This window comes from Micromonospora sp. KC723, from assembly GCF_004348595.1.
In the GTDB taxonomy this organism is placed as follows: domain Bacteria; phylum Actinomycetota; class Actinomycetes; order Mycobacteriales; family Micromonosporaceae; genus Micromonospora.
Genome location: NZ_SMKD01000006.1, coordinates 72,616 through 84,465 on the forward strand (window position 1 = coordinate 72,616; position 11,850 = coordinate 84,465).

Annotated in this window: 12 protein-coding genes and 1 pseudogene; 10 read left to right on the forward strand and 3 right to left on the reverse strand. The window is 73.6% G+C overall.

Going from position 1 to position 11,850, the window contains the following annotated elements:
- Nucleotides 1-35 precede the first annotated feature (35 nt).
- On the forward strand, nt 36-974 hold the full coding sequence (locus tag E1165_RS03185) for an acyl-ACP desaturase (protein ID WP_132387508.1): 939 nt from the start codon (nt 36-38) through the stop codon (nt 972-974).
- Nucleotides 975-1,097: 123 nt separating this feature from the next.
- On the opposite strand, the gene E1165_RS03190 is transcribed toward E1165_RS03185, so the two are convergent.
- Nucleotides 1,098-1,613, reverse strand: a complete 516-nt coding sequence (locus tag E1165_RS03190; protein WP_132387509.1) for a PaaI family thioesterase — start codon at nt 1,611-1,613, stop codon at nt 1,098-1,100.
- Nucleotides 1,614-1,669: 56 nt separating this feature from the next.
- Between E1165_RS03190 and E1165_RS03195 the strand changes: the two genes are divergently transcribed.
- Nucleotides 1,670-2,146, forward strand: a complete 477-nt coding sequence (locus E1165_RS03195) for a helix-turn-helix domain-containing protein (protein ID WP_132387510.1) — start codon at nt 1,670-1,672, stop codon at nt 2,144-2,146.
- A gap of 63 nt (nt 2,147-2,209) precedes the next feature.
- Here E1165_RS03195 and E1165_RS03200 read toward each other — a convergent pair whose 3' ends face one another.
- Nucleotides 2,210-3,058 (reverse strand): GDSL-type esterase/lipase family protein, encoded by an 849-nt coding sequence (locus E1165_RS03200; RefSeq protein WP_132387512.1) that lies wholly within the window; start codon nt 3,056-3,058, stop codon nt 2,210-2,212.
- A 246-nt stretch (nt 3,059-3,304) separates the two neighbouring features.
- On the opposite strand from E1165_RS03200, the gene E1165_RS03205 reads away from it, so the two are divergent.
- The 5 genes from E1165_RS03205 to E1165_RS03225 all read left to right on the forward strand — a co-directional run bounded on the left by E1165_RS03205 (nt 3,305) and on the right by E1165_RS03225 (nt 8,942).
- Entirely contained in the window at nt 3,305-4,357 is a 1,053-nt protein-coding gene (locus E1165_RS03205; protein ID WP_132387514.1) for a S1 family peptidase, read from the forward strand.
- A 305-nt stretch (nt 4,358-4,662) separates the two neighbouring features.
- The gene (gene aspS, locus E1165_RS03210; protein WP_132387516.1) at nt 4,663-6,468 is read left to right on the forward strand and encodes an aspartate--tRNA ligase; all 1,806 of its coding nucleotides are present in this window, start codon (nt 4,663-4,665) and stop codon (nt 6,466-6,468) included.
- 95 nt (nt 6,469-6,563) lie between these two features.
- The gene (locus tag E1165_RS03215) at nt 6,564-6,914 is read left to right on the forward strand and encodes a hypothetical protein (protein WP_132387518.1); all 351 of its coding nucleotides are present in this window, start codon (nt 6,564-6,566) and stop codon (nt 6,912-6,914) included.
- A gap of 91 nt (nt 6,915-7,005) precedes the next feature.
- On the forward strand, nt 7,006-7,605 hold the full coding sequence (locus E1165_RS03220; protein ID WP_256370638.1) for a transcriptional regulator: 600 nt from the start codon (nt 7,006-7,008) through the stop codon (nt 7,603-7,605).
- Nucleotides 7,602-8,942 carry an MFS transporter gene (locus E1165_RS03225; RefSeq protein WP_243704565.1) on the forward strand — a complete coding sequence of 447 codons (1,341 nt, stop codon included), beginning with the start codon at nt 7,602-7,604 and terminating at the stop codon, nt 8,940-8,942. The genes E1165_RS03220 and E1165_RS03225 overlap by 4 nt, the downstream gene beginning before the upstream one ends.
- A gap of 15 nt (nt 8,943-8,957) precedes the next feature.
- Here E1165_RS03225 and E1165_RS03230 read toward each other — a convergent pair whose 3' ends face one another.
- Nucleotides 8,958-9,698 carry a GNAT family N-acetyltransferase gene (locus E1165_RS03230; protein WP_132387520.1) on the reverse strand — a complete coding sequence of 247 codons (741 nt, stop codon included), beginning with the start codon at nt 9,696-9,698 and terminating at the stop codon, nt 8,958-8,960.
- A gap of 116 nt (nt 9,699-9,814) precedes the next feature.
- On the opposite strand from E1165_RS03230, the gene E1165_RS03235 reads away from it, so the two are divergent.
- The 3 genes and pseudogenes from E1165_RS03235 to E1165_RS03245 all read left to right on the forward strand — a co-directional run.
- Complete coding sequence (locus E1165_RS03235) at nt 9,815-10,027, forward strand: hypothetical protein (protein ID WP_132387522.1); 213 nt, start codon at nt 9,815-9,817, stop codon at nt 10,025-10,027.
- 75 nt (nt 10,028-10,102) lie between these two features.
- Entirely contained in the window at nt 10,103-11,599 is a 1,497-nt protein-coding gene (locus E1165_RS03240; protein ID WP_132387524.1) for a replication-associated recombination protein A, read from the forward strand.
- Nucleotides 11,596-11,850: pseudogene (locus E1165_RS03245) on the forward strand (hypothetical protein); the annotation flags it as partial. The gene E1165_RS03240 and the pseudogene E1165_RS03245, both read left to right, overlap by 4 nt.

An 11,850-nucleotide genomic window follows, 5' to 3' on the forward strand; every position in this document is an offset into this window, starting at 1 on the left:
GGTGTCGTAAGCTACGCCACCGTAGGGAGACGCGCATGACCGCTTCGTTGAGCCAGACCGCCCTGCTGCTCGAACTCGAACCCGTGGTCGCGAAGAACCTCGACCGGCACCTGGCCATGGCCAAGGAGTGGTTCCCGCACGAGTACGTGCCGTGGAGCGAGGGACGCACCTTCGACGGGCCGCTGGGCGGCGAGGCCTGGGCGGAGACCGACTCCACCATCCCCGACGTGGCCCGGACCGCGCTGATCGTCAACCTGCTCACCGAGGACAACCTGCCCTCGTACCACCACGAGATCGCCACCCTCTTCGGGCGGGACGGCGCGTGGGGCACCTGGGTACACCGGTGGACCGCCGAGGAAGGGCGGCACGGCACCGCCATCCGCGACTACCTGACGGTGACCCGGGCGGTCGACCCGGTGGCGCTGGAGCGGGCCCGGATGACGCACATGTCGGCCGGCTACCACAACGTGCACGGCGACGAGGTGCTGCACTCGCTGGCGTACGTGTCGTTCCAGGAACTGGCCACCCGGATCTCGCACCGCAACACCGGCCGGGCCACCGCCGACCCGGCCTGTGAGGCGCTGCTGGCGCGGGTGGCGGCGGACGAGAACCTGCACATGGTCTTCTACCGCAACCTGCTGGGTGCCGCCTTCGAGCTGGCCCCGGGCCAGGCGATGCGGGCCGTCGCCGACGTGCTGGCCGACTTCCAGATGCCCGGCGTCGGGATCGAGGGCTTCGCCCGCAAGTCGGTGGCGATCGCGCTGGCCGGCATCTACGACCTGCGGCAGCACCGCGACGAGGTGGTCCTGCCGGTGCTGCGGCAGTGGGACGTCTTCAACGTCACCGGGTTGGACGCCGACGGCGAGACCGCCCGCGACCAGGTCGCCCGGCACCTGGACGACCTGGAGCGGGCGGCGTCCCGCTTCGAGGAGAAGCGGGACGCCCGCGCCGCCCGCCTCGCCGCCCGCGCCTGACCCGACCTGCCGCGTCCCGGCCGCCCGCCGGCACTCCCGCTGCCGTGCCGCCTCCGCGTCGCCCCGGCGGGCTGAGGCCCGCGCGCCGGCGAGGCGGCCCGCGACGGTGCGGTCGTGGGTGGGTCAGGCGGGCGGAGGTAGGGGGAAGAGCAGGCAGGACGAGGTGGCGTGGGCGACCAGCCGGTCCTCGGCGTCGGTGAGGCGGGCCTCGGCGAGGGCGGTGCGCCGACCGCGTTGCAGCACGGTGCCCTCGCAGCGCAGGGTGCCGCTGGCGACGGTCACCGGGCGCAGGAACTTCACGTTCAGGTCCAGTGAGGTGTAGCCGACGCCGGCCGGCAGGGTGGTGTGCACCGCGCAGGCGGCGGCGGTGTCGAGCAGGGTGGAGATCACCCCGCCGTGGACGGTGCCGAGCGGGTTGTAGTGGAACTCCTGCGGGACCAGCTCGACCACGACCCTGCCCTCGTCGGCCTCCAGCCGGGCCATGTCCACCAGGCGCATGATCGGCGGGACGTCGAGTTCGCCGGCGATCATCGCGCGGAGCAGCTCCAGGCCGCCGCGCCGGCCGACGTGGGCCGCGCCCGTCGCCGGATCGGACCAGGAGAAGGTGCGGCTGCGAACCGGGTTCTGCGTCTGGGTCATGGACCCAGCCTGGCAGCGCGTTGCTGAGTCTGTCAATCAGACCTAGCCTGGTGGGCATGCGACCCGCAGCGCTGGACTGGTCCGTGGAGAACTGCACCATCGCCCGCGCGATGGCCGTCCTCGGCGAACGGTGGACCCTGGTGGTGCTCCGCGAGGTCTTCAACGGCGTCCGCCGTTTCGACGACATGCGGGTGCGTACCGGCATCCCCCGGCAGGTGCTCACCAGCCGGCTGGCCGCCCTGGTCGCGCAGGGGGTGCTCCGCCGTGTGCCGTACCAGGAGCCGGGCAGTCGGGTGCGTCACGAGTACCGGCTCACCGACAAGGGCCTCGACCTCTGGCCGGTGCTGGTGGCGGTGCTCGGCTGGGGCGACCGCTACCTGGCCGATCCGGAGGGCTCACCGTTGTCGGTCGGGCACCGGGGCTGCGACGCCGAGGTCCGGGTCACCCTGCGGTGCGCCGAGGGCCACGAGGTGAACCGGCCCCGCGACGTGCTGCCGCGACCGGGTCCGGGGGCGCGCCGCCGCACCGACTGAGCCGGTGCCATCCCCCGGGTGCCCGGCGCGTGGCCGGTGACCCGCCACGCGCCGGTCGGGGTGTCACCAGCCGAAGCCCTCGGCGTACGAGACGCTGGCCAGCACCGCCTGGCCGCTGGCGTTCGGGTGGAAGTAGTCCCAGGTGGAGACCTGGCTCAGGGCGAACGGGTAGCGGAACACCGCGTTGTCGTCGAAGTCGCAGTTCGGGCCGTACGCGGCGCAGGCCTGGGCGAGCTGGGTGTTGTAGTCGACGACCCGCTGCCGGACCCGGTCACGCCGTCCGACGTCGGCCGGGAGGGTCGAGGTCGGGTTGGCCAGCATGGACTGGCAGATGCCGAACAGCGACCAGGCGTTGCGGGCGCTGCTGCTGTCCTTGCCCACCTGCCAGAGCCGGTGGATGTCCGGGATGCTGATCACCGCCACCCGCGCGCCGGGCAGGCCGGCCCTGAGCCGGTCGAGGGCGTTGTCGATGTTGGCCCGGAACGTGCTCACCGGGGTCATCGTGGACTCGGAGCCCGTGCAGGCGTCGTTGGCCCCGACCAGCATCGTCACGTACCCGACGCCCTGGCTGACCGCGCTGCCGGCCTGGCCGTACATGTCCGCGGACTTCGCCCCCGTGCGGGCGTGGTTGTGGTTGCGGCCCTGGATGGCCGGGGCGACCGCGCGGATGCGCAGGTAGTGGCTGTTGACCGCGGAGTGGTCACCGGTGCTGAACGACCGCGAGGTGCAGTCGACGTACCACCCGCAGGCGTTGAAGCCGCGGGTGATGGAGTCACCGATGCTGGCCATCGCGGCGGGCGGTTGGCCGGCGTCGGCGGCCGGCGACGGGCCGGCGACGGCGGGGGTGGTGGCGAGCAGGACGAGGGCGGTGGCGCTGGCGAGGGTGGACAGCGCGCGTCGGACGAGGGTCATGGTTGGCCTCCGGATCGCGGGTGCCGGCGTGCTGCGGTGGCCAGATAATATCGATCCTCATCGTTATCCACAATGTTACATCGCGGTTACATGGGGCAGCGGGGCCAATTCGGGCAAAGACATGTCTTGCTTGCGATCTTAAACATGTGAATACTTGCCTCACTTGGCCGTTTCCCCAGGTCGGCCGGGTTGCCCCTGGGCGCGTCGCCGTGACGCCGCCCGTCGCCCCCATCCGGAGGTTGTTACATGCGACCCACGAGGTCATCGCTCCACCGCGCCGCCGCCGTCGCCCTGGCCGGCACCCTGGTCACCGGGGCCCTGCTCGGCGCGCCCGCCCAGGCGGCGCCCGCTCCGGCGACACCCGACGCCGCCGCCAGCCTGGTCGACCGGCTCGGCGACCGCGCCGCCGGCACGTACGCCGACGCCAGTGGCAAGATGGTCGTCACCGTGACCGACGCGACCGCCGCCCGCCAGGTGCGGGCCGCCGGCGCCACGCCGAAGCTCGTCACCCGGGGCGCCGCCGTGCTGAGGGCCGCCACCGCCGAACTGGAGCGCTCGGCGAAGATCCCCGGCACCGCGTGGTGGACCGACCCGGCAACCAACCAGGTCGTGGTCTCTGTGGACAGCACCATCACCGGTGCCAAGCTGGAGCGGGTCAAGGCCGCCGCCGCCCGGGCCGGCGGCGCGATCCGGATCGAGGCCGAGGCCGGCGTCCTGAGCACCCGCATCTCCGGCGGGCAGGCCATCTACGCCGCCGGCGGCGGCCGCTGCTCGCTCGGCTTCAACGTCCGCAACAGCGCCGGCACGACCTTCTTCCTCACCGCCGGGCACTGCACCAACATCGCCTCGACGTGGTACGCCAACTCCGGTCAGACCAGCCTGCTCGGCACCCGCACCGGCAGCAGCTTCCCGGGCAACGACTACGGCATCGTCCGGCACAGCAACTCCGCCAACGCCACCGGCAACGTCTACCTCTACAACGGCAGCTACCGGGACGTCACCGGCGCCGCCAACGCCTACGTCGGCCAGAGTGTGCAGCGTTCCGGCAGCACCACCGGCCTGCACAGCGGCACTGTCCGCGCGCTCAACGCCACGGTGAACTACGCCGAGGGCAGCGTCTCCGGCCTGATCCGCACCAACGTCTGCGCCGAGCCGGGCGACAGCGGCGGCGCGCTGTTCAGCGGCAGCACGGCCCTGGGCCTCACCTCCGGCGGCAGCGGCAACTGCCGCACCGGCGGCACCACCTACTTCCAGCCGGTCACCGAGGCGCTCAGCGTCTACGGCGTGAGCATCATCTGACCCACCGGCGCACCACGGGCCGCCGGGCGACCGGCGGCCCGTCCGCGTCCGTTCGTTGTCAGGCGCCGGCGGGTCGCGGTTCGCCGATCACGGGACTTGCGGCCGCCCGTCGGGTGCCCGCAGCCCGGGCAGGGCCAGCCGGGACGGCCGCGTCGCGCCGGGCGCCGACGACCTTCCGCTCCCGGCGGCTGACCGTGCCGTCCGGGTGGGGTGGTCGGTCAGCTCGGCGGGTGGCGGCGGGTGCGCTCGGTCGGGCTGACAGAATGCCAGGGCAGAGACGTACCGCAGATGAGGAGACGCAAGTCGTGATCCGTACCCATGACGCCGGCAGCCTGCGCGCGACGGACGCCGGCACCACGGTGACGCTCGCCGGGTGGGTGGCCCGCCGGCGCGACCACGGCGGCGTCATCTTCGTCGACCTGCGCGACGGCTCCGGCGTGGTCCAGGTGGTCTTCCGCGAGGAGGACGCCCACGCGCTGCGCAACGAGTTCTGTGTCAAGGTCACCGGCGAGGTGACCCGCCGTCCCGAGGGCAACGAGAACCCGGAGTTGCCCACCGGCGAGATCGAGGTGACCGCCAGCGCGCTGGAGGTGCTCTCCGAGGCGGCTCCCCTTCCGCTGCCGGTGGACGACCAGGTCGAGGCCGGCGACGACATCCGGCTCAGGTACCGCTACCTCGACCTGCGGCGGAGCGGTCCGGCGAAGGCGATGCGGCTGCGCTCCCGGGCCAACCAGTTGGCCCGAGGCGTGCTGCACGAGCGGGACTTCCTGGAGATCGAGACGCCGACGCTGACCCGGTCCACCCCGGAGGGCGCCCGCGACTTCCTGGTGCCGGTGCGGCTCCAGCCGGGCAGCTGGTACGCGCTGCCGCAGTCGCCGCAGCTGTTCAAGCAGCTGCTGATGGTCGGCGGCATGGAGCGGTACTACCAGATCGCCCGCTGCTACCGCGACGAGGACTTCCGCGCCGACCGGCAGCCGGAGTTCACCCAGCTCGACATCGAGATGTCCTTCGTCACCGAGGACGACGTGATCGACCTGGGCGAGGCGATCGTCGCGGCGCTCTGGTCCGACCTGGCCGGCTACGAGATCCCCCGACCCATCCCGCGGATCACCTGGCACGACGCGATGGCCCGGTACGGCTCCGACAAGCCCGACCTGCGCTACGGCGTGGAGTTGACCGAGCTGACCGACTACCTGCGCGGCACCGAGTTCCGGGTGTTCGCCGGAGCGATCGACGCCGGTGGGTACGTCGGCGCGGTGGTGATGCCCGGCGGCGCGGCCCAGACCCGCAAGGAGCTGGACGGCTGGCAGGACTGGGCCAAGGCGCGCGGCGCGAAGGGCCTGGCGTACGTGGTGCTCGACGCCGAAACCGGCGCGCCGCGCGGCCCGGTGGCGAAGAACCTCTCCGAGGCGCATCTCGGTGGCCTCGCCGACGCGGTCGGCGCGAAGCCCGGCGACGCGGTCTTCTTCGCCGCCAGCGCGCACGCCCGCGAGGCGCAGGAGCTGCTCGGCGCGGCCCGCATCGAGATCGCCAGGCGGGCCAGCCTGATCGACGAGTCCGCCTGGGCGTTCTGCTGGGTGGTCGACGCGCCGATGTTCGAGCGGACCGACGAAGGCGGCTGGACGGCCGTGCACCACCCGTTCACCTCGCCGAACGCCGAGTGGGTCGACCGGTTCGAGGAGGCACCGGACCGGGCGCTGGCGTACGCGTACGACATCGTGTGCAACGGCAACGAGATCGGCGGTGGCTCCATCCGTATCCACCGGGGCGACGTGCAGCAGCGGGTCTTCGACCTGCTCGGCATCACCCCGGAGGAGGCGCAGGACAAGTTCGGCTTCCTGCTGGAGGCGTTCAAGTACGGCGCGCCGCCGCACGGCGGCATCGCCTTCGGCTGGGACCGGGTCTGCATGCTGCTCGCCGGCGCCGACTCCATCCGCGAGGTGATCGCCTTTCCGAAGACCCGGGGCGGTTTCGACCCGCTGACCGGCGCGCCGACGCCGATCACCGCCCAGCAGCGCACCGAGGCCGGCATCGACGCCAGGCCCAAGGCCCCGACCGGGGCACACGCCGGCACGGCCGGCCCGGCCGCGCCGGTGGCCGACCCGGTCTGACCGCCGTCCCTGTCGGGCGCAGGTCCGCGTCGTGATCCGCCAACCGGCACGACGCGGACCTTCGCTCGTCGTTCGGTAAGGAGGATGGTGGCCGGATGCGGATGCTCGTGGTGGGCGCCAGCGGGTTCCTCGGCGGACAGGTGTGCCGGCGGGGCGTGGCCGCGGGCTGGCGGGTGGCCGGGACGTGGCACACGCATCCGGTGGAGATTCCGGGAGTCGCAACGTACGCGGGGCTGTTGAACGTGGCCGGCCCGGAGGCGGTCAGCCGGGCGGAGCTGGGTGTGCTGGTGGCCCGCCGGTTCGGGCTGGACCCGGCCGGGCTGCGGACCACCACGATCGCCGAGGCCGGGCTGGTCCGCCCCGCCGACGTACGCCTCGACTCGTCCCGGGCCGCCGGTCTGCTGCGGACCCGGCCACGCGGGATCACCGAACTCCTGACCTCCTGACCCCGGCGATCAGCCGGTGGGGCACCCCGTCTCGACCTCCCGTCAAGCACAGACCTTGTGCAAAGAATCTGTGCAAAGATATTGTGTGTCGGTGGGACGTGACGACGAGCCGGGCCGACCCGCGCCCCGTGAGGTCCGGCTCGACCACCGACAGGTCCGGGTGCTGGCGCACCCGCTGCGGATGCGGCTGCTCGGCGCCCTGCGCACCCGAGGGCCGGCGACCGCCACCACCCTGGCGGAGCTGCTCGCCACCAACACCGGCGCGACCAGCTACCACCTGCGCCAACTCGCCGAGGTCGGGCTGGTCGTCGAGGATCCCGACCGGGTCGGCGGCCGGCAGCGCTGGTGGCGGGCCGCGCACGACGTCACCAGCTGGGAACCGACCGACTTCGACGACGACCCGGACGCCCGGGCGGCCGTCCGGTGGATCCACGGCGACCAGGTGCGGCTGCTGGTCGAGCACGCCGAGCGGTGGTTTGACGCCGAACAGGACTGGTCGCCCGCCTGGCGGGACGCCTTCGGCATGGGCGACATCTTCCTGACCGTCCCGCCGGCCCGGCTCGAAGCCCTCATGGCCGAGGTGTGGCAGGTCCTGGAGCGCTACCGCGACGAGGCGGACCCGGCCGAGCCGGGCGCCGAACAGGTGCACGTCTTCGTTGCCGCCTACCCGCTGTGGCAGGGGAAACGGTGAGCCGGCTGTCCGTACGCCAGGTCCGGTTGCGCTACCTCGCCCTGCACGGTCTGCGCTGGACGCCCACCGGCCTGATGATCCCCGTCATGGTCCTACTCATGCAGGAGCGGGGCCTGTCGCTGCCACAGATCGGTCTGGTCTCCACCGCGCAGGCACTGGTGGTGCTCGCCCTGGAGTTGCCCACCGGTGGCCTCGCCGACGCCCTGGGTCGCAAACCGGTGCTCGTCACCGCCTGGGCGCTCAACCTGGTCTCGCTGGCCGTGTTCGCGACCGCCGGTTCCTTCGCGTTTTTCTTCCTGGCCTGGTTGTTGCAGGGCGTCTACCGGGCGCTCGACAGCGGCCCCCTGGACGCCTGGTACGTCGACACCACCCTGGCCGCCGACCCCGGCGCGAGGTACGAGGGCGGTCTCGGTCTCGCCGGCACCGTCGCCGGTGTCGCCATCGGCGCCGGTGCCCTGCTCAGCGGCGGCCTGGTCGCCCTCGGCCCGGTCGGCCCGGTGAGCGCCCTGACCCTGCCCGTGCTGGTCGCCCTCGCCCTCCAGGTGGTGGCCCTGGCCGCGCTGTTGACCCTGCTGGTGGAGACCCGCCCGGCGCAGGGCCTCGGCGCGCTGCGCGCCTCGGTCGTCGAGGCTCCCCGGATGGTGGGCCGGGCGTTCGGGCTGCTGCGCCGCTCCCGGGTGCTGCTCGCGTTGGTCACGGTCGAACTGTTCTGGGGTTTCGGCATGGTGACCTTCGAGTCGCTGTTGCCGGTCCGCCTCGCCGAGGTGGTGGGGGACGCCGACCGGGCGGCGGCGCTGCTCGGTCCGGCCAGCTCGGCGGCCTGGCTCGCCTCGGCGGCCGGCGCGGCGCTGACGCCGTTGCTGCTGCGCTGGCCGGGAGGCGCGGCGAGCGCCGCGCTGCTGCGCGTCGTGCAGGGCGCGACCGTGGTCGGCATGGGGCTGTTCGCCGGTCCGCTCGGGGTGCTGGTGGCCTACCTGGCCTGCTACGCCGTCCACGGCGCGTCGAACCCGCTGCACATGGGCCTGCTGCACCGCCAGGTCGACGGGCCGTACCGGACCAGCGTGGTCTCGCTGAACTCGATGATGGGGCAGCCGGGCTTCGCGCTGGGCGCGGTGCTGCTCACCGCCCTCGCCGACGCTCGCGGTGTCGCCCCGGCGATGCTGGTCGGAGCGGTGGTGCTGGCCGTGGCAGCCCCGCTCTACCTGCCGGCCTGGCGGGCCGGGCGGCGCGGCGCAGGCGCCGGGGAACCGGTGGATCCCGAGGGGATGGACAAACCGGGCCGGCCGGAGGCGGGGACGGGCGGGCGACGCGAGCCAGCGGCGAGCACCACCGGGTGACCCGGCCACCCCCGCTCAGCCGAGCTGGATCGAGGTGCGGGCCAGGGCACCGGTGAAGCCGAGCCGGCGGTAGAGCCGGATCGCGCCCACGTTGTCGGTGTAGACGCCGAGCGCCACCCGGTCGTACCGGCTGGTGAGGGCGCGGGTCATCCCGGCGGTCAGGGCGGCACCGAGCCCTCGGCCGCGCCGGTCCGGGGCAACGGTCAGCCCGGCGAGGAACCCGATGTCGCCCCGGCTGCGGTCGGCGCCGCAGGCGATGATCCGGTCGCCGTCGCGGATGCCGTACCAGTCGACGATCCCGGGGCCGCCTGGGCGCGAGGTGGTGCTCGGGTACGCCTGGTCGATCAGCGCGGCCAGCGTCGGGTGGTCGGCGTCGGTCAGGCGTACCACCCGCTCCTCGTCGGCCTGCCGGGGCGGGGGCGCGTCGGTCCAGAGGAAGTCCCACTCGTCGAGGCGGGCGATGTCGAACCGCCCAGCCAGCGTCTCCGGTTCGGCCCGGGGTAGCTGCACCCACTGCCCGCGGTGCAGCACGCCCTCGGCGACCAGCGCGGCGAAGAGGTCCACCGCCGGGGTCGGGGCACCGATGGCCCCGCCTGCCGGGCCGCTCTCGGACGGAAGCAGCCACGCGACGAGGTCCTCGGACCGCCAGCCGCGCGGTCGCGTTCCGGGACGGATCACGTGCCGGGTGAACGGGTGGTGGCCGGTCGCGGCGAGGAGCGCGGCCCGGCCCACCAGCTCGCAATCAGTGTTGATCATGGAAGCAGCCTAGGTCGGGTCGGCGTGACGCGCTCGGCCAGGGTGGAGATTGGCGGACCGACCGATCGGGTACATCCCGGTCGACCTACTGGGAACCCCCACCGGAGGACACCGCCATGCTTGCCATCCTCGCCGCCATCGTGTTCGGCTTCGCGCTCCTGATCGACCTGCTGAACACCAACTTCGGCGCACCTGACCTGTTCAACTGGCACACCCTCGTGCTGATCGGCCTGCTGCTGCTCTCGCTCTACCTCGCCGGGGTCGGCAGCGGCCCGCGCCCAGCCGGCGGCGGTCGCTGGTACCGGGGCCGGCGGCCGGGTCGCGGCTGACCGCAATTGATCAGGGTGGGCGGGGAGCGCGGCGCGATTCCGGCGTCGCGGTCCCCGCCCGGTACTGTCTTGTTGATGGAATCCGACACCCTCTTCTCCCTCGGTGGACCCACCGCGGCGCCCGGCGCCCCGGCGGGCCCGGGTGGTGCCGACGGGTTCCCGGCCGCGGGCGAGGATTCCCCACTGCCCGTCCGGATGCGCCCGGCGAGCATCGACGAGTTGGTCGGGCAGGACCACCTGCTCGCCCCCGGCGCGCCGCTGCGCCAACTGGTCGGCGGCGGCGCACCGCTGTCGGTGATCCTCTGGGGTCCGCCGGGCAGTGGCAAGACCACCATCGCCCACCTGGTGGCCCGGGCCACCGACCGCCGGTTCGTCGCCATGTCCGCCCTCAACGCCGGGGTGAAGGACGTCCGCGCCGTCATCGACACGGCCCGTCGGCAGCGTCGCGCGGGCGGCCCGCAGACCGTGCTCTTCATCGACGAGGTGCACCGGTTCAGCAAGACCCAGCAGGACTCGCTGCTCGCGGCGGTGGAGGACCGGACGGTCACCCTGCTCGCCGCCACCACGGAGAATCCGTACTTCTCGGTCATCTCGCCCCTGCTGTCGCGCTGCGTGCTGCTCACCCTCCAACCGTTGGACGACGCGGCCGTACGCGGCCTGCTGCGCCGCGCGGTCGCCGACGAGCGCGGCCTCGCCAGCACGCTCACCCTCGAGTCCGACGCCGAGGACCACCTGGTACGCCTCGCCGGCGGCGACGTGCGCAAGGCGCTGACCGCGCTGGAGGCCGCCGCCGCGTCGGCGACGGCGCTGGGCACCGGGCGGATCGACCTGGCCACCGCCGAGCAGGCGGTCGACGTGGCCGCGGTGCGCTACGACCGCGACGGCGACGCCCACTACGACGTCACCAGCGCCTTCATCAAGAGCATGCGCGGCTCGGACGTGGACGCCGCGCTGCACTGGCTGGCCCGCATGCTGGTCGCCGGGGAGGACGCCCGGTTCATCGCCCGCCGGCTGGTGATCTTCGCCAGCGAGGACGTCGGCATGGCCGACCCGACCGCGCTGACCGTGGCCACCGCCGCCGCGCACGCCGTGGAGTTCGTCGGCCTGCCCGAGGCGCAGCTCAACCTGGCCCAGGCGGTGATCCACCTGGCCACCGCCCCGAAGTCGAACTCGGCCACCACCGCCCTCGGCGCGGCGATGACCGACGTGCGCGCCGGCCGGGGCGGCGCGGTGCCGCGCGGCCTGCGGGACGCCCACTACTCCGGAGCCCGCGGCCTGGGGCACGGCACCGGGTACCGCTACCCGCACGACGACCAGCGCGGAGTGGTCACCCAGCAGTACGCTCCCGACGATCTCGTCGGGACCGACTACTACCAGCCCAGTGGCCACGGCGCGGAGCGGTCGGTGGCTGCCCGCCTGCCCCTGCTGCGCCGGATCGTCCGTGGGCTGCCCGCCCCGGTGTCGCGCCCCGACGGGCCGGTGACGGCAGACGGCCGACACCCGTCGGGCACGGGGCACGCCGGTGGGGCGGATGAGGACGGCAGCGACGCCGTCGGGGAGGGTCAGCAGTGACATCGCGTGGTGGGGAGCGAGACCAGGACGGTCCCGACGAGCGGCGCGACTCCCGCGCCAAGGGCCGACGCTGGGGCCGGGGCCGGGCCGAGGAGACTCCCCCGGAGCCGGTGGGCGAGGAGTTCGGCTGGATCGACGACCTGCGTACCGCCAAGCAGCAGCGCGGGGAACTCGGCCCGGACGGCGAGCGACCGCCGGCGGTCCCGCCGTCGTCGCCCGCCGGTCGTGGTGTGCCCCCGCCCCCGCCGTCC